This window comes from Microcoleus sp. AR_TQ3_B6 (assembly GCF_036702785.1).
Lineage (GTDB): Bacteria > Cyanobacteriota > Cyanobacteriia > Cyanobacteriales > Microcoleaceae > Microcoleus.
Genome location: NZ_JAUBVJ010000073.1, coordinates 21,246 through 42,085, shown reverse-complemented (window position 1 = coordinate 42,085; position 20,840 = coordinate 21,246). Strand labels below are relative to the sequence as shown.

19 protein-coding genes and 1 pseudogene are annotated in these 20,840 nt (G+C 45.7%); 6 read left to right on the top strand and 14 right to left on the bottom strand.

What is annotated here, in order from left to right; all coding sequences use genetic code 11:
* Nucleotides 1-208 precede the first annotated feature (208 nt).
* Both QUB56_RS27235 and QUB56_RS27230 read right to left on the bottom strand, forming a co-directional pair.
* Nucleotides 209-1,468 carry an LL-diaminopimelate aminotransferase gene (locus QUB56_RS27235; RefSeq protein WP_332959401.1) on the bottom strand — a complete coding sequence of 420 codons (1,260 nt, stop codon included), beginning with the start codon at nucleotides 1,466-1,468 and terminating at the stop codon, nucleotides 209-211.
* 225 nt (nucleotides 1,469-1,693) lie between these two features.
* Complete coding sequence (locus QUB56_RS27230; RefSeq protein ID WP_332959399.1) at nucleotides 1,694-2,020, bottom strand: thioredoxin domain-containing protein; 327 nt, start codon at nucleotides 2,018-2,020, stop codon at nucleotides 1,694-1,696.
* A 144-nt stretch (nucleotides 2,021-2,164) separates the two neighbouring features.
* On the opposite strand from QUB56_RS27230, the gene QUB56_RS27225 reads away from it, so the two are divergent.
* On the top strand, nucleotides 2,165-2,944 hold the full coding sequence (locus tag QUB56_RS27225) for a biotin/lipoate A/B protein ligase family protein (RefSeq protein WP_332959398.1): 780 nt from the start codon (nucleotides 2,165-2,167) through the stop codon (nucleotides 2,942-2,944).
* 50 nt (nucleotides 2,945-2,994) lie between these two features.
* Here the strand turns inward: QUB56_RS27225 and QUB56_RS27220 are convergent, their stop codons facing one another.
* The 6 genes from QUB56_RS27220 to psaK form a co-directional block, all read right to left on the bottom strand.
* Nucleotides 2,995-3,789 (bottom strand): DUF928 domain-containing protein, encoded by a 795-nt coding sequence (locus tag QUB56_RS27220; RefSeq protein ID WP_332959396.1) that lies wholly within the window; start codon nucleotides 3,787-3,789, stop codon nucleotides 2,995-2,997.
* A gap of 196 nt (nucleotides 3,790-3,985) precedes the next feature.
* Nucleotides 3,986-4,813 (bottom strand): DUF928 domain-containing protein, encoded by an 828-nt coding sequence (locus tag QUB56_RS27215; RefSeq protein WP_332959395.1) that lies wholly within the window; start codon nucleotides 4,811-4,813, stop codon nucleotides 3,986-3,988.
* A 196-nt stretch (nucleotides 4,814-5,009) separates the two neighbouring features.
* The gene (locus QUB56_RS27210; protein ID WP_332959393.1) at nucleotides 5,010-5,795 is read right to left on the bottom strand and encodes a DUF928 domain-containing protein; all 786 of its coding nucleotides are present in this window, start codon (nucleotides 5,793-5,795) and stop codon (nucleotides 5,010-5,012) included.
* 36 nt (nucleotides 5,796-5,831) lie between these two features.
* Nucleotides 5,832-7,805 carry an adenylate/guanylate cyclase domain-containing protein gene (locus tag QUB56_RS27205; RefSeq protein ID WP_332959392.1) on the bottom strand — a complete coding sequence of 658 codons (1,974 nt, stop codon included), beginning with the start codon at nucleotides 7,803-7,805 and terminating at the stop codon, nucleotides 5,832-5,834.
* A gap of 57 nt (nucleotides 7,806-7,862) precedes the next feature.
* A complete protein-coding gene (locus QUB56_RS27200; protein WP_332959390.1) occupies nucleotides 7,863-9,059 on the bottom strand; it encodes a site-2 protease family protein in 1,197 nt (398 codons plus the stop codon).
* 80 nt (nucleotides 9,060-9,139) lie between these two features.
* Nucleotides 9,140-9,424, bottom strand: coding sequence for a photosystem I reaction center subunit PsaK (gene psaK, locus QUB56_RS27195; RefSeq protein WP_332959389.1), 285 nt, complete (start codon nucleotides 9,422-9,424; stop codon nucleotides 9,140-9,142).
* A 133-nt stretch (nucleotides 9,425-9,557) separates the two neighbouring features.
* On the opposite strand from psaK, the gene QUB56_RS27190 reads away from it, so the two are divergent.
* Nucleotides 9,558-10,199: a phosphoribosylanthranilate isomerase gene (locus QUB56_RS27190; protein WP_332959388.1), complete on the top strand. Its 642-nt coding sequence runs from the start codon at nucleotides 9,558-9,560 to the stop codon at nucleotides 10,197-10,199.
* A 139-nt stretch (nucleotides 10,200-10,338) separates the two neighbouring features.
* On the opposite strand, the gene QUB56_RS27185 is transcribed toward QUB56_RS27190, so the two are convergent.
* Nucleotides 10,339-10,629 carry an acylphosphatase gene (locus QUB56_RS27185; protein WP_332959386.1) on the bottom strand — a complete coding sequence of 97 codons (291 nt, stop codon included), beginning with the start codon at nucleotides 10,627-10,629 and terminating at the stop codon, nucleotides 10,339-10,341.
* 56 nt (nucleotides 10,630-10,685) lie between these two features.
* Here QUB56_RS27185 and QUB56_RS27180 point away from each other — a divergent pair, with 56 nt between their 5' ends.
* Nucleotides 10,686-11,237, top strand: a complete 552-nt coding sequence (locus QUB56_RS27180) for a CPBP family glutamic-type intramembrane protease (RefSeq protein WP_332959385.1) — start codon at nucleotides 10,686-10,688, stop codon at nucleotides 11,235-11,237.
* Nucleotides 11,238-11,282: 45 nt separating this feature from the next.
* Entirely contained in the window at nucleotides 11,283-12,581 is a 1,299-nt protein-coding gene (locus QUB56_RS27175) for a HEAT repeat domain-containing protein (protein WP_332959384.1), read from the top strand.
* Nucleotides 12,582-13,252: 671 nt separating this feature from the next.
* Here the strand turns inward: QUB56_RS27175 and QUB56_RS27170 are convergent.
* Both QUB56_RS27170 and QUB56_RS27165 read right to left on the bottom strand, forming a co-directional pair.
* Nucleotides 13,253-15,307 (bottom strand): BamA/TamA family outer membrane protein, encoded by a 2,055-nt coding sequence (locus QUB56_RS27170; protein WP_332959383.1) that lies wholly within the window; start codon nucleotides 15,305-15,307, stop codon nucleotides 13,253-13,255.
* Nucleotides 15,308-15,463: 156 nt separating this feature from the next.
* A complete protein-coding gene (locus QUB56_RS27165) occupies nucleotides 15,464-15,664 on the bottom strand; it encodes a hypothetical protein (RefSeq protein ID WP_332959381.1) in 201 nt (66 codons plus the stop codon).
* 159 nt (nucleotides 15,665-15,823) lie between these two features.
* Here QUB56_RS27165 and QUB56_RS27160 point away from each other — a divergent pair.
* Both QUB56_RS27160 and QUB56_RS27155 read left to right on the top strand, forming a co-directional pair.
* A pseudogene (locus QUB56_RS27160) lies at nucleotides 15,824-16,525 on the top strand (alpha/beta fold hydrolase).
* A 259-nt stretch (nucleotides 16,526-16,784) separates the two neighbouring features.
* Nucleotides 16,785-18,266 (top strand): ATP-binding protein, encoded by a 1,482-nt coding sequence (locus tag QUB56_RS27155; protein ID WP_332959379.1) that lies wholly within the window; start codon nucleotides 16,785-16,787, stop codon nucleotides 18,264-18,266.
* A gap of 116 nt (nucleotides 18,267-18,382) precedes the next feature.
* Here QUB56_RS27155 and QUB56_RS27150 read toward each other — a convergent pair whose 3' ends face one another.
* From QUB56_RS27150 to QUB56_RS27140, 3 genes are all read right to left on the bottom strand, one after another.
* A complete protein-coding gene (locus QUB56_RS27150; protein WP_332959378.1) occupies nucleotides 18,383-18,736 on the bottom strand; it encodes a slr1659 superfamily regulator in 354 nt (117 codons plus the stop codon).
* 67 nt (nucleotides 18,737-18,803) lie between these two features.
* The gene (locus QUB56_RS27145) at nucleotides 18,804-19,412 is read right to left on the bottom strand and encodes a DUF6272 family protein (RefSeq protein ID WP_332959377.1); all 609 of its coding nucleotides are present in this window, start codon (nucleotides 19,410-19,412) and stop codon (nucleotides 18,804-18,806) included.
* Nucleotides 19,413-19,545: 133 nt separating this feature from the next.
* Entirely contained in the window at nucleotides 19,546-20,781 is a 1,236-nt protein-coding gene (locus tag QUB56_RS27140; protein WP_332959376.1) for an adenylate/guanylate cyclase domain-containing protein, read from the bottom strand.
* Between the last annotated feature and the right edge of the window lie 59 nt (nucleotides 20,782-20,840).

Genomic DNA, 20,840 nt, shown 5'->3' with positions numbered 1-20,840 from the left:
ATTGTAAGACTACTTCGGTAGCAGAACCCAGCGAAGCGTCAAGAATCACTGCGGCTTTAGCCCGGTGAGTATTTCAAATATCAAAAGTAAGCGCAATTGCAGCGACGAACGTCAGTTGTTTTGAGCGTAAGGAAGTACCTTCACAATGCCTTTGAGGGTGGCACATCCTCGATTCTTGAATCAATCGCGGCCCCACCCCGCTTGAGTGTCAAATCGCTCTATTTTGAAACTCAGCAATTTTTCTAACTGCTGCTTCCAAAATGGCTGGCGACTCGACTAAGGCAAATCGCACGTAGCCTTCTCCTGATTTCCCGAAACCGGCACCGGGGGAAGCGGCGACTCCTGTACTCTGTGCTAGCTGAGTGCAAAATTTTACGGAATCTTCAGCCCAAGGTCCCGGCAGTGGAGCCCAAACGTACATGGTTGCCTCTGGTACGGGTACTAGCCACCCAATGCCCTGTAGCGCGTTTACAAAGGCATCCCGCCGTTTTCTGAAGGTTTCTACGCTGGTTCTGACGGTATCTTGAGGGCCAGTTAATGCGGAGATTGCTCCGTTCAAAATCCCTCGGTATTGGTTGAAGTCCACTGCGGCTTTTACCTGTCGCAGTGCTGCAATTAGTTCGGAATTGCCGATCGCATATCCGACTCGAAAACCTCCCATACTGTAGGATTTGGATAGTGTAAAAAACTCGATCGCCACACTCTTATCTCGATCTGCCATAAAAATTGACGGCGCCATCAATTTTCGATATTCTTCCTCATTAACAGGCTCTGCCTGGTAATGCATATCCAGAGGCCCGGCCTCTATTTTAGATCCAGAATTGCGAGCGTCAAACACCAAATCCACATAAGGGAAATCGTGAACTAAAACAAGCTGGTGTTCCCGACAAAAAGCCACAGCTTTCTCAAAAAAAGCCAGGGGGGCGATCGCAGTTGTAGGATTGTGAGGATAGCTCAAAACCATCATCTTCGACTGAGCCAGCACTGCTGTCGGAATATCTTCAAATATCGGCAAAAACGCATTTTCCGAGCGCAGCGGCATCGGATAAATTTGACCGCCTGCCAAATGCACGCCGCCCGCGTGGGAAGGATAGCCCGGATCGAGCAGCAAAGCAAAATCTCCGGGATTGAGTACAGCTAAAGGCAGATGCGCCGTGCCTTCTTGGGAACCAATTAACGGCAGCACTTCTGTTTCTGGATTGACTGAAATGCCAAATTTTTTCTCGTACCAGCAAGCTGCCGCTTCCCGGAAATCTCTTGTCCCGTTAAACAGCAAATAACCGTGAGTTTTGGAGTCAGACAACGATCGGGCGATCGCATCTGTAATGTGAGCAGCCGCCGGCAAATCCGAAGAACCCAGAGACAAGTCAATCACATCCTGCCCTGCTGCTCTGGCTTGAGCTTTTGCCCGATCCATAGCGGCAAATACATTAAATTTCAGTGGCTCTAAACGTTTAGCTAATTGCATATCTTTTGTAGTTTTTGGGTTTTTTATGAAGGCTTTTATCGGGTTAATTATTATTTAATAGCTGGCAGTTTTATTGGCTTTTTGATTTTTTTGACTAACCGCCGAGAGCGCAGAGGGCGCAGAGTATAGAGGAATATCGAGGAGAAAAGACAGATGTTAAAAAAATATTTGCGATGCCTATAATGGTAATTTGGGAGTTGGAAACTCCCGAATCAGTTCAAAACTTTATAAGTGAGGGTCGAGCAAACCGATCAAATTTTGTTTGGTAATAGCTCCCTCGTGAGAAAGCACTACCTCGGCATTTTTAAACAGCCGGAGAGCTGGGACTCCTTCTACTTTATACTGCTTGACAGTATTAGGATTAGGGTCAATTTCCATTTTAACCACTTTCAGCCGATCGCTGTAGTTGGCAGCCACCCAGTCTACCGAAGGCGCGATCAGTTTGCAAGGCCCGCACCAACTAGCCCAAAAATAGGCAAGCACTGGTTGCTCTGCTTTCAGGACTTCAGTTTCAAATTTTTCGTCGTTAATGACAATTACACTGTTGCTCATGGTTCTGCGATTATTTTTTCTATTTATTTCTAAAGCACCGGCGGGCGTGAAACTTGCACCAACTCAGAAGACAGGCCCAAAAAACTGTTACTAATTTTAAAACATTCTGTGAATTATTGAGTGCAAACTCAGGACAGGGGACTGATGGATAATTCTGTATGGCGTTTAATTCCACTGTTGTCGGCGTCTGGTAGGGTGCAGATGGCGATCGACCAATGGCTACTGGAACAGCATCTAGCCGGGAAAATTCCGCCAACTCTGCGATTTTACACTTGGCAACCGGCGGCGATTTCCTTGGGCTACCACCAGCGGCGATGGCCGGAGTTTTGGCAGGAGTTGTCTTGGCGCGGAATGCCTGTAGAGTTGGTGAGGAGGCCCAGCGGCGGGCGTGCCGTGCTCCACCAGGGTGATTTAACTTATGCAGTTGTGGCGTCGGGATTTGCCAGCAGCCGCCTGAAAGCTTATCAGACTATTTGCGAGTTTTTGATTGAGGGTTGGAGGGCGATGGGTTTGGATTTGCACTACGGGGAAGCTGGACGGGGTTATATTCACAATCCGAATTGTTTTGGTACTGCCACAGGTGCCGATTTAGTTACACTTGATGGCTGCAAGTTAATTGGTAGCGCGCAATTGCGACGGGGTGATGCTATTTTGCAGCACGGTTCGATGCGTTTGCAGCCGGATGTTAGTTTGTTTTCTCAAGTGTTTGGGGAGGAATTAATTCCTGTGCAATTACCTCTATCTCAAGGGGGGGATGATTTAATTGCAACTGTAATTGATGTTTTGAGTGCGGCGGCTTGTCGCTGTTTTGAAATTGATTTGGAGGTGCAGCCGCTTTCGGATGAGGAATGGCAGGCTATAGCAGATGTTGAAGCAAGAAGGAAGAAGGAAGAAGGAAAATATATTAGATACGCAACTTCTTGAAGAAGTCCGGTATCTGGCTAACATCGCCTATCTAAAATCGGAAAATTCCTCTAGGGCTGCGGTTCAATTGGAAGGAGCGGCTCAGCCGCAATTTCGCCCAATTTCACAGAATCCAGCAAGCTTTCCCAATCAGCAGCTAAATCTGTATTATTAGGATTAGCACGGCGAACAGCAGCTAAAGTGCTCAGAGCATCTTGCCAAATCCCATTTTGAGCATAAATAACGGTTTTCTGGGGCGGATCTGCCGCATCTAATTCACGGAGGATATCTGCACTCAGTTCAACTCGACGCACAATACCTGTTGCTACCACATCTGTGGATCTGTCTTCAGGGTAGCAAATCAATGCAATAGACCAACGGTAATTTTTGCCTGCTTCCAAGGGCGGCACATTCTTATTGGCGGGAATACTAACGCTCATCACTCCTGGTGAATTCTTAATTTTTAGGGGAGTTTCATATATGAAATTATCCTTTTCATCTATTAGGGCAAACTCGGCTTGCGTGTCGTCGAAGTCTGATTTAGGCAAGTAGAAAAAAAATACAGGATATTCAGAAACAGTCCGTCCGATTAGACTTTCTGGTACTAAGGCTGTTAGCTTTATCTTACTTCTCTCGTCGCATGTAGATCCTGCGTAGCTCGGCCGTACTCGTCGATCGTTCGGTGATGACAAATTATCTTCAGTAGGCCCAACGAAGCGCACCCTTCCCGGTTGAGTGATTGGCTGACCATCTAGGTTTGGAGTCGTCTGTCCCACAACGGTTAATTGGAAAGCGTTAAGTGTGGCGATCGATAATATTGAGCCAACTGATGTCACATTTAGGAGAAACTTAGTTATTTTTTTCATTTTTTAAAACATTCTTTCAATTAGGGTTCTATGCGTTTACAGCCGAATTTGGATTTTTTTATCAAGTTTTTGGAGAGAAATTAATTCCTGTGAATTTACCTCTATCTGAAGATGGAAATGATTTGATTGAAACTGTAATAAAATTAATATATTAGAGCCCCGACTTCTTCAAGAAGTTGGGGCTCTGGGTATTTGGTTATGGCTGCGCCTCCATTTCAACGATCGGCTCTTTGGCAATTGCGCCCAATGTCACAGAATCCAGCAAGCTTTCCCAATCAGTCTGGAACACTGGATTATTAGGATTAGCGCGACGAGTGGCAGCTAGATTGCTGAGGGCTTCTTGCCAAATTCCATTCTCAGCATAAATAAAGGTTTTCCGGCGCGGATCGGCATTCTCTAATTTACGGAGGATATCTGCACTGAGTTCAACTCGCCGTACAATACCCCTTTCGACCCGATCGCTCGATCTGTCTTCAGGGTCGCAAACCAGTGAAAATACCCAAGTGTACTTTTTGCCTACTTCCAAGGGCGGCACATTTGTGTTAGCGGGGATACTAACGCCGATTACCCCTGATAAATTCTTAATTGTCAGAGCCTGTCCATAAATCAGGTTGCCGTTTTCATCTTCTAGGGTAAATTCGGCTAATTGCGCATTTGGTTGAGGCAAGTAGAAAAAGAATGTTGGATAGTCGGAAACAGTCCGTCCCCTCTTGTTTTCAGGCACTAAGGCTGTGAAACTTGCCTGAGGAAAGTTTCCGCACTTACCGCGCACAAATCGTGGTCTTCCAGGCAAAGTTGGTGGTTCATTGCTAGGTGTTAGTAGAGTGGGCGGACCATCTGTGATATTTCTATCTTCCTGAGGCTGAATGAAGCGCGGCCCTGCCGATACAGTGGTTGGCTTGGGACTTTGTTGGGGTGGAATCTCCTGTCCCATAACTGCAAATTGGGAGGCGTTAAGTGTGGCGATCCATACTATTGAACCAACTGATGTCACAGTTAGGAGAAACTTAGTAATTTTTTTCATTTTTTAAACATTCTTTCAATTAGGGTTCTATGGGTTTACAGCCGGATTTTGATTTCTTTTCTCAAGTTTTTGGATACCAATTAATTCCTGTGAATTTACCTCTATCTGAAGATGGGAATGATTTGATTGAAACTGTAATAAAATTAATATATTAGAGTCCCGACTTCTTCAAGAATTTGGGACTCTGGGCATTTGGTTATGGCTGCGCCTCCATTTCAACGATCGGCTCTTTGGCAATTGCGTCCAATGTCACAGAATTCAGCAAGCTTTCCCAATCAGCAGCTAAATCTGTATCATTAGGATTAGCACGGCGAGCAGCAGCTAAAGTGCTCAGAGCATCTTGCCAAATTCCATTCTCAGCATAAATAAAGGTTTTCCGGGGCAGATCGGCATTCTCTAATTTACGGAGGATATCTGGACTGAGTTCAACTCGCCGTACAATACCGCTTTCGAACTGATCGCTCGATCTGTCTTCAGCGTCGCAAACCACTGAAAATTTCCAAGTGTAATTTTTGCCTACTTCCAAGGGCGGCACATTTTTGTTAGCGGGGATACTAACGCCGATCACCCCTGCTAAATTCTTAATTGTGAGTTCTTGTTGATAAATCTGGTTGCCCCTTTCATCTTCTAGGATAAATTCGGCTAATTCCGCGTCTGTTTGAGGCAAGTAGAAAAAGAATGTTGGATAGTCGGAAACAGTTCGTCCCCTCTTATTTTCAGGCGTTAAGGCTGTGAGACTTACCTGATTGCGGCTCGCGCAGCCACCGCGCACAGATCTTACTTTTCCAGTGGACGGAGCATCCATATCTTCACGGGGCTGAATGAAGCGCGGCCCTCCCGATCGAGTGTCTGGCTTGTCGCCGCTTGGTAAGGTTGGAATCACCTGTCCCATAACTGCAAATTGGGAAGGGTTAAGTGTGGCGATCAATACTATTGAGCCAACTGATGTCAGATTGAGGATAAACTTAGTAATTATTTTCATTAGTTTCATGATTTTTGAGGGACAGATTCTCTCTTTTTATTTCTTTTTACTTCGCAAAATCCGGTAGACATTAACTTTTTGTTCCCTGCCTTTTAAAGGCAAAGCTCCCCAAGATTCTACTTCAAATTTGTCTCCCAGATGCAGTAAGGTTTCTTCTGCAATCAATATGCGGCAAGTGTCCTCTTGCCGATGCTTTTCGCAGCTTTCGAGCCGAGAGGCAATATTTACGCTGTCGCCAATCACTCCATATTCTAAACGGGTTGTGCCTCCGAGACTACCCACCATCACAGGCCCTGTAAAGATGCCTACTCGCATTTTTGCCGAGGGCAAACCGCGATCGCTCCAATTTTGATTCATTTGTAGCAAGCGGGAACTGATGGCTAGCGCGCAAGATACGGCGAGGCTAGCATCTTCTGCAATTTCTTCTGGAGTGGTGCGGGGAATGGGTACGCCAAATACTGCCAGCATTCCATCTCCGGTAAATTTATTAATCACGCCTTGATGTGCTTGGACTTCTTGGGCCATTGCGGATAAATACTCATTTAACCAACTCATTACTACTTCTGGCGGTAGTTTTTCGCAGATTGTACTAAAACCCTGCAAGTCAGTGAGGATGATGGTAGCAGTAACTTTTTGGCCCGGCAATAACCCTGATTCGAGTAGATGGACGCGTTCTTTCCACAGGGCATTTGCGATCGCGGGTGAAGTTTGTTGTCCTAATAATTTCATCACAATCCCTTGCTGTTGCCTCGACTGCTCGTACTTATAGATTACTGCGACTCCTGCGGTGATTAAAAGTGCCAGGGCTGGAGCGATTAGAGGTATCCACCCCTGTTGCAGGAATAGGAAAAAGGTGAATCCGAATAAGGAGCCGCCAGCGGCGATCCCGAGTCCGATCAAATTCAGCGATTTTTCGACGCGCCAAGCTAAACAGCCACCCACCGCACTCCAAACAGCGATCCAGAGAATTTCTTGCCATTCCTCCCAATACCAAAATAGCTTTTTGCCGTCTAAAACTGCACTGAGAATTTGGCTGGTGGCCGTGGCGTGAATTAATACCCCAGGCATCAGGCGGTTTCCCCTTGCAGTAGCGCTGTAAGGGGTGGAAAAGAGATCGTTTACAGTTATGGCGGTAACGCCTATTAGCACTATTTTACCCTTCACCAATTTAGGATCAACTTTTCGATCCAAAACTTGAGTTAGTGTTACGCTCTTTGCTATATTTTCAGCAGAGCGATAATTTAGTAGGACTTGATAGGCTTCGGCATTAATGTTTTGATAACCTCCTGAGTTCGACCGCAACTTGGAAAATACTGTTTTATTTGCCTCAATTTCTGATTCTTTTGTGAGTTTAGAACCTATTTTTTTGCTATCCAAATAGGCAAAAGCTAGTCGCATTGAAAATGAAGCAAGTGTCGTTTTACCATCGCTAGCAAACATCAAATTGCGGCGCACTCTACCATCAGGATCGAGGACTACATCGTTAAATCCTACCCGCTTGTCTGGTATATTGGGAGGCTGCTGCACTCGATCGTACTCTGAGTTGCCGATGAAGGTAATCGGAAATACTTTGGGGTTTTTCAATTGAGTTGCTAATTCTGCATGCCCCGGCTCGTAAGGAATGTCGCGAATTATATCGAGGCCAATAGCGGTGGGTTTAAGACGCGCTATTTCGGCGAGCGCTTTTGCTAAAACTCGATCGGAAAGCGGCCATTTTTTAAAAGCCTTAATATCTTGCTCTGTGATTTCCACTATCAGCAACCTGGGGTCAGGACCCGGATCGGGCCGCAACTGCACCATGAGGTCGAAAGCATTTAATTCTAGTGGCTGCAACCCGCCTAAATGCCGCACTCCCAATAGAGTTACCGTCACGGCCATGCAGGTAATAACAAGAGGTTGCAAGTCAGCGAAGGCGAAGGAATGAGTTAATTGTTGCCAGCATCTCTCCCCCAATTTATGATAAATTCTCTCAAAGAATTTGGGCATAAACATTTTTGTTTGAACGTTCATTGACAAAGTGTGCTACCTCTTAACTTGTCAGTAATGCCCCTTACCGATGCCTAATTTTTAATTGTCTTGTACTGTTTTGGCGATCGCACTTAACTGCAATCCCTGCGGATAGCTGTTTTCTTCTTTGCTGCGCTTGATGTCGGATCTTGAAATCTGGGGTTTGAGGAATGTTGCCAAAACTTTAACCACGTCACCCCGATCGATCGTCCCTGCTACTGAACCAATCGGCGAGAGGACGATGATTCGGGGGAGTTGACGGGCTTCCATGCTGTTAATTACTTCTGCGAGGGATGCTTTTTCGGAGACTGTGGGGGTTTTTTCTAGGGGTTTCAAAATGTTGTGCAATGTCTGAAGTTGCCATTGACTGCGTTCTGTGAAGCGGATATCGTCGATCAACACTAAGCCCAAATCCCGGCCGTTGGTTGCCGCAATGTAAAATGGAAACGGATTGACTTCTAACAAATATCGATCGGCAAATTCTCGCAGAGTCAAATCTGCATCTACAACTCGAAACTCGCGGCTCATCGCCTCGCCGGCTTTAATTTTAATCAAGGCTTCTTGCAATCCGGCAAGGCGGCTGTAGGCTAGGGCATTACGAATCGCAAAAGAGCCGATCAGCGCAATCCACAAGCCACCGTACTCGCGCGCTAACAAGCATAAACTCAGACCCAAAGCAACGGCCAGCCAACCTAAAACTTGTCCTGTTTTTGCCGCCCAGCGAACGCCGACAAATCGAGAGCCTGTTATTTTCCAAATTGCTGCTTTTAAAACTTGTCCTCCGTCCAAAGGCAGACCCGGAATTAAGTTAAATAATCCCAAAACGAGATTGATTACTGCTACCCTTTCGGTGACCATTGCCAGCAAACTTTTCGGGGGGAGAACTTGAGAACCCAAACCGAGGATTAAAAATAGCGCCAAGCTGACGAGAGGGCCGGCAATGGCTACTTGAAAAGCTTGACTGGGAGTTTTTGATTCCGAGTCGATTGATGCAATTCCACCAAATAAAAATAAGGTAATAGAATTAACTTTAATGCCTTGCGATATCGCCGCCAAGCTGTGTCCGAGTTCGTGCAAGAGCACGGAAGCAAACAGCAGCAGAGCTATTGCCAACCCCGCACTCCAGGAGAGCCCAGGCCCCCACACGCGGTAACTGCTGGCGTATTCGCGGGTTGCTAAGGCTAAAATTATAAACCACGAGTAATCTATAACTAGGGGAATGCCAAATAAAGAGCCGATTCGCCAACCTGTCTGCATGAAGTTTCCTGGGAAAGGGGAGCAAGAAAGAGTTTCTATTATATCTTTTCTGCCCCTTGCCTTTGCCTTTCCCCAGATTTTTACAGAACTCCGGCGTTACCCAAGCCCAAGATTACTCCGGCTCCGAGCAAGTGGCCGAAGCTGGTTGTGGCCAGCAATTCTGGTATGCCGAAGCCTTTGAAGATTCCAGGTACTACAAGGGGTAAAGCTGGGCCCTTGCCTCGGTTTTGCTTGTTTATGCCGTAGTAGCCGATCGCGATCGCCAGCAAATTGCATAAAATCATTGTCAGTCCTACCATTGGCGACCACTCTGGCGTTGAGGGAGCGGTAGATTGTACAGCTAACAGCAAAGATGAGTCGATCATGTTTTTATCTCCTGATTTCAGAAATAAATTGATTTCCCAGATTATAAAAAGCGGTTTGCATTAAACTAAGATTTGTTTTAATAGTTAACAATTCGTTGATATTTTGATACAAATTCGGAACCGAGGAGGAAGAGTGCGGGTTAAAATTTGCGGAATCACTAAATTAGACCAAGGAATTGCGATCGCCCGCTTGGGAGCCCAAGCTTTGGGGTTTATCTGCGTGCCGGCTTCCCCTCGCTATGTCCGCCCAGAAACTATTCGCCTCATTGTCGAGCAGTTGCCGGAAAATGTCGATCGCATCGGCGTTTTTGCGAATACCACAATAAAAAATATATGTCAAGTAGCAGCCGAGTCAAATTTAAGCGGGGTGCAGTTGCACGGAGATGAAACACCGGAATATTGCTCACGGCTGCGGGAGTGTTTGCCGGGAATTGAAATTATCAAAGCTTTGAGAGTTAAGACTCCTGAAACTCTAGAGACTGCGGCTATTTACGCTGTTCGTGTCGATACTTTACTGCTCGATGCTTACCATCCCCATCAACTCGGCGGTACAGGAAAAACGATCGACTGGATGATGTTAGCAGAGTTTAGACCGCAGTGTCCTTGGCTGCTGGCGGGCGGTTTAACAGCGGATAATGTTTTAAATGCAATTGATAGCGTAATCGGCAATAACTTCAGCGGTGTTGACCTTTCTAGCGGCGTAGAAAAAGCGCCGGGAGATAAGGATTTGACCAAAGTTGCTCAGTTGTTTGCTCTCATTAAGTCAACTTGCTAATGATTGATAATTGGCAATACAAAATTCGCGCTGTTTATCCGATTCATTCTTTAGTCTGCATGGGCGAAGTCTGCCGTAGGTTAGGCAGACTTCGTTTGTATAGTAGCGGTTTCAACGGCAGTTTATGCCGTTTATTTTTTTATCGGCGGATCTCAAAATTGCGATCGCCCTCCGGGTCTTCGTATTCCAAAACCAACTCACTAACCCTAGCACCGGTGGGACCGCGGCGGCACCAGCAAATCATTCCTTCTACAGCTTTTTTGGATCCTTCAAAGACAGCCTCGACGCGGCCGTCGGGGAGATTTCTCACCCAGCCGCCCAGGCCGAAATACTTTGCTCGATCCATCGTTGAATATCGGTATCCGACTCCTTGAACTACTCCGGAAACAAAAACCCGGACTCTGACGGGCGGGGGTGATTGGTTTTGCATAAAGGGGTCAACTTACTGCTAACATCTGTTTGAAAATTTTAAGGATCAGTTTGATTATGTTAAATTTTAGTGCTATCGCGCTGCCGGGATTCCTGATACGTCGCGTCACCCTAGCTTTTTCAACTATTCCCGATTTCACTGATTGGCTGGTTGCAGCTATGCTCGCGCTGGTTTACGCTTCTATCGCTCTTTCCGTGGGTTTTTGGTCGGGATTTCTAAAACTAGACGTGCAAACCTCTCGGCGTACAATTGTGGGAGTGCTCATTGGCTGTTTGTTAAGTCCGGGCATCACCGAGGAATTATTGTTCCGGGTGTTAATGCTGCCGCACCCGGTCGAGAATGCTTCTGGGTTAATCCTGTGGTTTTGGGGATGCGCGAGTTTGGCGATTTTTGTAGTTTACCACCCGCTGAACGCGCTGACTTTTTACCCGGTTGGTCGATCGACCTTTATGAATCCAGTGTTTTTGCTGCTGGCAGCAATTTTGGGAGTTGCGTGCTCCATCGCATACCTGCAAAGCGGTTCTATCTGGCCTGCGGTGGCGGTTCACTGGCTGGCAGTGACAGCCTGGCTGCTGCTACTGGGTGGTTACAGGAGGCTGTATGGTTAAATGTAAAAAGTCCAGCATAACTATTTTGTCGGGAGGATGTCAGTTGTGGGTATCATAGGAGCGATCGTAGGTTTTTTGGCAGGGATAGCAGTTGCTTACTCGTTGTATGAAAAGCGGTTAAACAAGCAAAAGCAAGAATACTTGCAGCAAACTCACAGAATTACTGAGGAAATAGAATTAGCTCAGATGTCTCGCGTGCAACAAGCTGTCGAAACTCAGCAAGGAGAACGGGAAAATCAGCTTAAAAAAGCTACTATCGAACACGAAAATTTACTCAGAGAAGTTACTACCCAATACGAAAATCAGCTCAAACAAGTTACTACCCAATACGAAAATCAGCTCAAACAAGTTCTGGCAGAACGCGATTTTCAGCTCCAACAAGTTGCTGGCGCACACCAGCAGGAGCTGCGACAAATCAGCGAGGAATTAGAAGCCGCTAACAATGCTAGGCTGGAGCAAAATATACAAGCTTTGCAAGCAGAACACGAACATCATTTACTCAGAGTAGCTGACGAATTGCATCTAAATTATCAAGCTCAGATCGAGGAACATTTGCAAAACCTGCAACACGAACACGAAATTCGCTTGAGGCAAACTGCCGAGCAATATGAGAACCGCGAAGTTGAGATGCAGTTAAATATGGAGGCTTTGCAACAGCAATACGAGAGTCAGTTGCAAGCGGCTAACGAGCAGTTGAAAGCTCATGAAGCTCAGATGCAAGCTACTATCAGGTCTTTACAAGAGCAGTACGAGAGTAATTTACAACAACAAGAAGTCCCGCCGCAGCAGTTCAGTCAGTTAAATTTAACAGAATTTGGAGAAGGTTTACCACAACAAGAAGTTTGGCAGGAACAGTCAAGTGAGTTAAATCAAACAGCAGTTCAACTAGAGTTAAATTACACAGATTTTTCGCAACCACAATCGATTGATTTACCTCAACTCGAAGCCCAGCAACAGTTTCCAGTTGCCAGACAAGCACCAAGCTATTCGGTGGCGCAGTTGATGGGATGTGTTCAAAGTCAGGACAAAGAAACCCGCAAGTTTGCAGCGTCTGCTTTAGGTCAAATGGCTGCTGCTAATGCTTTGAGAGCAGAAGGTCAGCGAGCAATAGAAACCTTGGGAAAATTAGCTCAAGATGTTTACCCGGAGGTACGCGAAGCTGCTGTGGAAGCACTAGCAATGTTTAAGTCTGAAAAAGTGATTCCGCTGCTACAAAAATCTTTGCGAGATACAGATAGGGGTGTGGCTAAATCGGCAAGTGCTGCGCTCAATAAGTTTAAGTTTTATCCGCGCACTCCGGCGGCTAAGCCGAAAACTGTTGATGTGAAGAAACCAAAGCGTTAAGTAGTTACTAGCATACATATAGCAATTCTCAATTACCTACAACACAGTAGGCATACAGCATTGTTGTGTCCTTACCGAGGTGCTTTATTGCACTCTATTGGGATTACTACCACAAACATATAGTGAACACTTTGGATGTTGGGTTGGGGAACGAAATCAAACTCAATTATGCGATGGACAACTCGCCCAATCCTTAGCAACAATCACCGACACGCCGCAGTTTAAAACCCTAGGCTGAAACCTTTTTTAGCAAGAAGCGATTTCCATCGCTTCTTGTATCTTCACCCATACTGTAGGGGCGGGTTTTACCAACTATATTTGAGAACCGCAAACAATGTTGTAACCCCGCCCCCACACAACCGATAACCCAGATTAACCTGATGTTCGATCGAATCCAAAAAATGCAGATTCGGATTTTTCGTATTCGTGGGGGGTGGGTTGATTATATTGTTGGTTTCTGAGATAGATGATTGGTGAAACCCGCCCCTACACTTAATTCCTGTTCCTGGGGGCGGGTTGATTATATTGTTGGTTTCTGAGATAGATGATTGGTGAAACCCGCCCCTACACTTAATTCCTGTTCCTGGGGGCGGGTTGATTATATTGTTGGTTTCTGAGATAGATGATTGGTGAAACCCGCCCCTACACTTAACTACTGACTGATGAGTAATTCAAAAACGTTGCTTTGTACCGAGCACAAATTTGAGATCGCCGGAGTCGCTAACCCCCATATCTAAGCGAATTAATCCAAAGCGCGATCGCACCCTCACACCCACCCCAACACCCGCCCCAGTCCCCGGTTTGTCCCTGACGGAGGCCGGTTTTCCCAGTACGCTATCTCCCGTTCCCAAATCCGACTCAAAATCAACAAATATCACGCCGCCGACATCCCTGCCGACAGGAAACCGATATTCGCCGGAAGCCAAGAAATAACTCCGGCTGCTGCCAATATCCCCGCTATCGTAAGTCCGCACAGAATTGCGGCCGCCGAGGCGAAAAGCTTCTGTTGGCGGCAAATCCCCGATTACTGTCCCCGCTTGCAAGTTAAAAGCCAACATTTCGGGCAAGGCTTCGGACTCCAAAAGGCCGAGCCAAGTTACTGGTACATACTGTATATAATTTGCCAACAGGCGGTTGCTCACAATGTTGCCTCGCCCCAGAGGTATCGACTGCTCGGTGCTGAGGCTGAGAATCGAGCCGCTGGTGGGGTTGAAGGGATTGTCCCGCCGATCGAGCATAGCGCCAAAAGAAACAGTGTATAACTCATCAACGCCGCTGCCGCTGAATGTGAGGGGATTGCCGAGTTCGTCGCGGCGGGCAATATTTAAGTTGCGATCGCGCGTGCTGATATTTGTATAATTTAACCCCAAAGTCGATTGCCAGTCGCCCAAAGGTCTGGTAAACCTGAGATTTCCCCCCATCCGAATTTCCCGCACCCGGTCCCCGTTGGGCAAATCAATATCTTTGTTGAAAATTTCCGATATTCTGCGATCGCCAAAAGCTCTCACACTGTATCCCAAACGGTCGGGGGCGGCAACGTAAGGGCTGATAAACTCGACATCGTACTGGATACCTCGGAGGCTGGGCTGAAGTTCCACCTCCAGCCGCTGCGGGTTTCTGGCGAAAGTTCGATCGGTATATGAAAGAGGAACAGCAACGCCAATATCATCACTAAGACTGGCACTCACTCCAAAAGAGCGAGCCGATCGCTCTTGAACATTGTAGATAACATTAATATCCGTGCCAACTTCTTCGATCGAAACCGTAACCTTGTCAAACAATCCCAATTGCTGCAACTGCTGCAAATCCGATCGTACAACGGACTGGCTGTAGTTATCCCCCGCCTTGAGTTTGAGCTCGCCTCGGATAAAATCTTCCGAAATTCTGCCCTCAACGGGATTCCCTTTTTTATCAACTGCTTCGCCTCTGGAATTGACAAAGCGAATTTTCACCTCAGCAACGTAAACGCCCTCAGTATTGCCCGCTTGACTGATTTGTAGAGTACCGCCTAGCTGTGGGGCGTTGCTGTTTACTGCTTCGGGGATTTCGGCTTTTGCCGCCAGCGTCGCCGGAGTTTTTAACACAGATGTAAAATCTGTATGGTGGCTGGACTTGAGTGATATCAATTCCGGTTGTACCGGAATGATTGTTGAGTGTTGAGTGTTGAGTGTTGAGTGTTGACTCGGGGTGGAAACACTCAATGGTTGAGTGTTAACTGTTGTTGAGTGTTGAGTGTTGAGTGTTGAGTGTTGACTCGGGGTGGAAAAACTCAATGGTTGAGTGTTAACTGTTGACTCGATTTTATTATTGTGGTGCAACCGGAAACGATATGAGGGAGATTCCCTAGGGAATAGCTGCGCCCCGCGTACTTCTTTTGAAGCTGCGAGATCATCGGATGCGGACAAATCCCGCACAGTTGGACTCACCTGAGAGGTTGCCCCATTCTCAATCAGCTTTTTATCAACAGCCAAGATGCCTGTTCCACAAAACAATTCATCTCTTGTGGAACGGGCATCTTGCCCCTTATTGAGAATGGTGCCAGATGTGAGACTCACCTCATCCTCCGTCTGTGCACTTGTGGCACAGGCGTCTCGCCTGTCAATGGATGCGGTTCCCTCTCTCAACTCGGCCTGAGTCGGTGCGAATGTCGGATCCATCGCCCGCGCCGCCAATTCACCGCCCGCGGGCGCCACCCATGTCAAAACTGCAATAATTGGAATTCGCATAGACATAAAACTCAAGCACACCCAACGCATATTACCCAAAACCGGGCCTCCTGTATAATTAGCCGAAAAGAAACCCGGTATTTTTGAGGTTACCGGGTTTCTGCGATGCTGAAATTTGGGAAAATACGATCGACCGCGGGCGATCGTAAAATTTGTTTAAAGAGCTTGTCGAGAAACTCGTTTCTCAAAATGAGCCTGAGTCTGCTGCAACAGTTGTTCGCGACTATCTTTGGCGGTGGTAATGGTAGGGAGCAAGTTGCGAGCTTGTAAAGTCATGTGAAGCTGTAGGTGTGCTACGTACTCACTGACATCTTCGCGAAGAGAGCAAGCCGGGTACTGTTTTAAAGTAGAGTTCAAAGTGTTCTCCTGCCTTGAGTTTGCAGCATTTTCTAATAATAATAGAGACTATCACGCTATATTTCTAATTCTCTACTCCGTAATGAAGTTTAACCTTTCAACTGCTGTTTTGTTACAATTGTTTACAAATGGAGCTTACCTCTCAGGAGTCGATCGCCCATGCAGCATCAAGCACTTGTAGGACAGAAGCACACATTAAGTACATTTGTCAATAGCACCACCCAAACAGCCGCCTACCTCGACATCGGGTGCCGCCGACCCTTATTGATGCTGCACGGTTTCTTTGGAGAAAAGACTTGCAGGCTGCCATTAATTGAGTTATTGCAATCTCTGTTTCGGTGTATCAGTTTAGATATGTTGGGTTTTGGAGAATCCAGCAAACCAGAAATCCGCTACCATGTAGCTGTAGAAGTTGCTTTTGTCCGATAAGTTGTAGAACAACTAAATATCGAACTATCCTGCATCATCGGACATTCTTTTGGCGGTTGGGTGGCCTCTGCATATTCCCTAAAATATCCTAATTCGGTCAGCAGTTTAGTGTTAGCAGCACCAGGGGGAATTCGGGAGGACAGTTTTTGCGATCGATACGATGCTTTGCGACCGCTGCTGTGGGAAACCCCAGCCGTGGATTGGGCCTTGCAGTTAGCCAAACCTTTTGCTAGTTTAGCGGGAAAAAGTGAGAAATTGCAGGAAATTTCCAGGTGCGGGAGGGAGTTAATGTCTCAACCAGTAGCAAGGTCATTTTTCATGAGCCGGACGCAACCGGAAGAGGCTGTTGATACAGTAGAAAAAGAAATTCAGCAATTGCAAATTCCTACCTTAGTCATCGCAGCAGATAGCGACCAAACAATTTCTCTGTAGCACTGTGAAACCTACACCAACGAGATAGCGGGGACCGAGTTAGTAATTATTCCCAATTCCACTCACGGGTTGCCCCAAACTCAAGCTTAAATCATGGCTAAGTTGATTAGTAACTTTTTGGATAATTAAGAAAAACTGTGCAAAAAACCGAATCCGGAAAATTGTGATAAACTGCAAGTTGAAAATAATTGTGTTTTAGTATACTGCTTTAGTATGAAAAATAGAATATATTGGTTAGTGTATTGTACAAAAAAATTTTATGGCTCTCAAATCTTGTGTCAGCAAAAGCTACAGACATTTAGTTGAGTCGGGGGCATTACCAATGGCGAGACTGAACAACTACTTTAATCTGGAAGAAATTACGACAGCCAGAAAAATTAGTGCTGCGGTAATTAATATCAGCGGTCGCCAGCGAATGCTTTCCCAACGAACGGCTTTTTTTTGCATGAGGTTAGTTTGCTCCTCGAATGCGGCAGAAAGAGAAAAACTGCGCGGGAATTTGTTAGAGGCGATCGAGCTTATGGAAAAATCGCATCGCGACTTAATTAATACTGGCAGCAGCATCAGCTTAGTGAGTCGCCCTTCATTAACCATCGAGGCAATGTATTTTGAGGCGCCACTGTATCTAGACAAACAAGTCCGCGAATATATCGATCGAATTAAAGCATTCGTGCAAGTTCCCGATGCCGAACTCAAGCTGGGAAATCCCCATCTGCTGTACATTGTCGAAGCTGCGGGCGGCGAATTGTTAGAAGCTTTCGATGCCGTGGTGAGTCAATACCAGCAAGAAAGCGACATCGAACAATTTGAAATCGACCTCAAACAGGTTGAACTTTATCAAGAAAGTTGTGCTGCTACCGCGAAAGCGGAAGCTCAAGCGGCCGAGCTCGAGCGCGCACTTGGCGACCTCAAACACACTCAAGCTCAACTCTTCCACAGAGAAAAAATGTCTTCGCTGGGAGCGCTAATGGCTAGCATAGTCCACGAAATTAATAACCCAGTTAGTTTTATTTACGGCAACTTGAGCCATGCGGAAATTTATATTCAAGATTTGCTACACCTGCTGCGTCTCTATCAAGAATACTGTCCAAATCCCTCTCCCGAAATCCAAGCTCAAATCGAAGATATGGATCTTGATTTTCTAGTTGAAGACTTGCCTAAAGTTATGTCTTCCATGCAAATGGGTTCCAATCGCATTCGCGAAATTGTCAAATCTATGGGCAGCTTTTCGCGAACAGATAACAGTAACATGAGCCTGTGCGATTTGCACGACAGCATTGACAGCACCGTGTTAATTTTGCGAAACCGTCTCACTTCTCAAATAGACCGTCCCGACATTCAAGTAGTTAAAAATTATGGAAAATTGCCTGCTGTAGAGTGTTATGCCGGACAGCTCAATCAAGTATTTATGAATCTACTTACCAACGCGATCGATGCTTTGGACGAGGCAGCAAAAAATCAGCCCAATGCTGTGCTAAAAATTTCGATCGGCACAGAATTAGCTGGGCCCGATCGCGTGAGAGTGCGGATTGCTGACACGGGAGCGGGAATGACAGCACAGATAAAAGAACAAATGTTCGAGCAGTTTTTCACCACCAAAGAAATCGGTAAAGGTACCGGTTTAGGATTGTCTATTGTCTACAAAATCTTAGTAGAAAATCACCGAGGAACGCTCAGGTGCGAGTCTGAACCCTCCCAGGGAACCGAGTTTATCATTGAACTGCCGGTACAGCAAAGTTAAGCAATTTACAAACATCCAAATTTATGTATGTTAATTGTGCCACAGGCCTCCCGCCTGTGTTAATTGTGCGACAGCCGTCCAGCCTTTGTTAACTGTAGTTAAAAATTACATATATCCTATGCTAATTCTAGCTTCAAAGTGGGCAACAGCTTTTCTAAATTTTTGAGAGATTTCTGTTGCCAAAGAACATCATTTGAACCCAATACCAAAAGTTGAATCGTTTTCTTTTTCCGGACGCTAATGACAAACTTAGACAGCATACTGATACCAGAACTGTTAACAAATTTCAAGTTTTTTAGGTTCAAGGTAATAGTAGGCGGTGCGGCATTTGCGACCTCATCTAACAATTCGGCTATTGGTGCATACTCTGCTGGCCCGCCCAGGCTGAGTTCGCCTTGGAAACAGACTGTGACTGATTCTAGATCGTACTGAATGCTGTAATCTTTACCTTTAATTTCTTGAATACCCATTATTCTTTAGTTACCTGAATAAAATACTGCGATCGCACTCATAGAGTAAATATTGAAATGGTTGAAACTAGACCTTAATTTGAACCACAGTCGTAACAGCGATCGTATCACTTTCTGCCCTTGGCTCGAATTTCCAGCCTATCTTAGCTGAATAGTCATTAATCATAGTCAGCAATCCCAATCCCGAGCTGTCGCTTTCAGATTCAGCATTCTTTTCAATCTGCTGCAAATAAAATTCATTGGGATCGGAAGCCTGAAGTTCTTTAATAAACTCCTTAAACTTATTCGCCCCTTCTGAATTGACAGTATTACTGGCAAAAATTACCGCCGTCACCTCTGTTCCACAAATAAAGTGTATGCCAAATTTGACTTTGTAATTCGTATCATCCTTATTAAATTTTATCGCATTTTCTAACAGTTCGTTGGCGACATAGCTCACAACTCCCTTGCTTTGTTTAATCCGTTTCTTGCTGCTAGCATCCTCGGCGTCGATGGGTAGAAAGCTGGACAAATAATCGGCTACAAAATGAGCCGAAAGCCTGTTGTTGCGCCAGCGTTGCTTGATGGGACGAGAGCTCGGCGTAAAAGTAAGTTCTAGGGAGTCGTGTTCAGGAGGAAATTGGTCAATGAATTCTCCACAGATTTCTGTCACAGTTTGTAAGCTTCCAGATGTCATTTTTTTTATACTCCCAATTAATTTGTATGTCATATCGTTTCCGGTTGGATAGGAATGATAAAGCCAAGGTCAATCATTCCCCCTTACCCCACGGACCTACGGACCATCCCGAACGGTGTAACCGAAATTGATATCACTTCTGGGTAAATTTCCACACGCCATTCCAGTTAGCGGGAATACTATTTTCTAAAAGTGCTTGGATGCGTTCTAGGTAAAGTTTGCTTGGTTCATCGGCGGGACTTATTGCCACTATTTGTTCAAAACAAACTTTGGCATTAGCAAAATTTCCCTGACAATATTGTTCGAGTCCTTCCTCAAAAATAGGCAGAGTTTGAATTTTGAGCGATCGCACTGGTTCTCGTTCAACATCTAACACCTCGCAAACAGTAATCGCTTCTTGTCTACCTTTGACAATAGCCCGATCCAAAAATCGAATATGATACTTTTCTGGTTGACTCAAACGTTGTACCACATCTCCTGAAATTAATAAAGATACGCCATAATACTTAGTTAAACTTTCCAGACGCGCCGTGAGGTTGACATGATCGGATAGCGCATCGGCTTGCATCCGGTTCGCGTCTCCAATAATCCCCACCATTGTATCACCGACATGGATACCAATGCCAATATTCAGCGGTATGTACCCATTTATTTGACGGCTTTGATTGTATTCTTGCAACTGTTCCAGCATCACAATTCCTGCCTGAATAGCATCATCAACGCCCTCGGGAAAAACTGCCATCACTCCATCTCCTATATACTTGACAATAAAACCGTTGTGATTGCGAATTTCGGGACTAATTCGCTGTAAATAGGTATTGATGAAGTCAAAGTTTTCTTGAGGAGTCATTTGCTCCGCCATCGTGGTGAACGAACGCATATCGGAAAACATGATTGCCATCTCTTTGCTCACGTGATCTCCAAGCTGGAAATCAACTATGCTCTGCTTGCCGAGAAATTGCAGATATTCATCCGGAATAAAACGCCCATAGCCCTGCAAAAGTTTCTCTAATTCCTGTTCCCGCGCTTTCACGGTTTCCACCATATGCGAGAATACCTGTGCCAGTTCTCCCAGTGCATCACTACGCGCTGCCACATCTGACAATATCTGGGGTTCAAAGCTGTTATTTTTCACAGCAATAGCTGCATCTATCACCTTTTTGACCTGCTGAATGTAAGTCTGCATCTCTCGATTTTTATCACGCATCTGGTTTTCAAGATCCGTAGAGTGTTGCGTGATAATTTCTACTAAAGTTTCATAGATATTTTTTTCCTCTTCGACTTCCTCAAGTTTTTGCATCAAGTCCTGTAGCTGCGTAGTGAATTTTTCGGGAAATGTAAATTCTGCTACATTTATTTGGGGTTTCATAATTTCTCCTCCCGAATCTGGGAGCACAAAATTGTTTCATTCGCTCGCTGTAAATTACT

What these genes read in the sequence shown, in the direction of transcription:
- QUB56_RS27235 (WP_332959401.1), bottom strand. Translation starts at nt 1,468, where the DNA reads ATGCAATTAGCTAAACGTTTAGAGCCACTGAAATTTAATGTATTTGCC.
- QUB56_RS27230 (WP_332959399.1), bottom strand. Translation starts at nt 2,020, where the DNA reads ATGAGCAACAGTGTAATTGTCATTAACGACGAAAAATTTGAAACTGAA.
- QUB56_RS27225 (WP_332959398.1), top strand. Translation starts at nt 2,165, where the DNA reads ATGGATAATTCTGTATGGCGTTTAATTCCACTGTTGTCGGCGTCTGGT.
- QUB56_RS27220 (WP_332959396.1), bottom strand. Translation starts at nt 3,789, where the DNA reads ATGAAAAAAATAACTAAGTTTCTCCTAAATGTGACATCAGTTGGCTCA.
- QUB56_RS27215 (WP_332959395.1), bottom strand. Translation starts at nt 4,813, where the DNA reads ATGAAAAAAATTACTAAGTTTCTCCTAACTGTGACATCAGTTGGTTCA.
- QUB56_RS27210 (WP_332959393.1), bottom strand. Translation starts at nt 5,795, where the DNA reads ATGAAAATAATTACTAAGTTTATCCTCAATCTGACATCAGTTGGCTCA.
- QUB56_RS27205 (WP_332959392.1), bottom strand. Translation starts at nt 7,805, where the DNA reads ATGAACGTTCAAACAAAAATGTTTATGCCCAAATTCTTTGAGAGAATT.
- QUB56_RS27200 (WP_332959390.1), bottom strand. Translation starts at nt 9,059, where the DNA reads ATGCAGACAGGTTGGCGAATCGGCTCTTTATTTGGCATTCCCCTAGTT.
- psaK (WP_332959389.1), bottom strand. Translation starts at nt 9,424, where the DNA reads ATGATCGACTCATCTTTGCTGTTAGCTGTACAATCTACCGCTCCCTCA.
- QUB56_RS27185 (WP_332959386.1), bottom strand. Translation starts at nt 10,629, where the DNA reads ATGCAAAACCAATCACCCCCGCCCGTCAGAGTCCGGGTTTTTGTTTCC.
- QUB56_RS27180 (WP_332959385.1), top strand. Translation starts at nt 10,686, where the DNA reads ATGTTAAATTTTAGTGCTATCGCGCTGCCGGGATTCCTGATACGTCGC.
- QUB56_RS27170 (WP_332959383.1), bottom strand. Translation starts at nt 15,307, where the DNA reads ATGCGAATTCCAATTATTGCAGTTTTGACATGGGTGGCGCCCGCGGGC.
- QUB56_RS27155 (WP_332959379.1), top strand. Translation starts at nt 16,785, where the DNA reads ATGGCTCTCAAATCTTGTGTCAGCAAAAGCTACAGACATTTAGTTGAG.
- QUB56_RS27150 (WP_332959378.1), bottom strand. Translation starts at nt 18,736, where the DNA reads ATGGGTATTCAAGAAATTAAAGGTAAAGATTACAGCATTCAGTACGAT.
- QUB56_RS27145 (WP_332959377.1), bottom strand. Translation starts at nt 19,412, where the DNA reads ATGACATCTGGAAGCTTACAAACTGTGACAGAAATCTGTGGAGAATTC.
- QUB56_RS27140 (WP_332959376.1), bottom strand. Translation starts at nt 20,781, where the DNA reads ATGAAACCCCAAATAAATGTAGCAGAATTTACATTTCCCGAAAAATTC.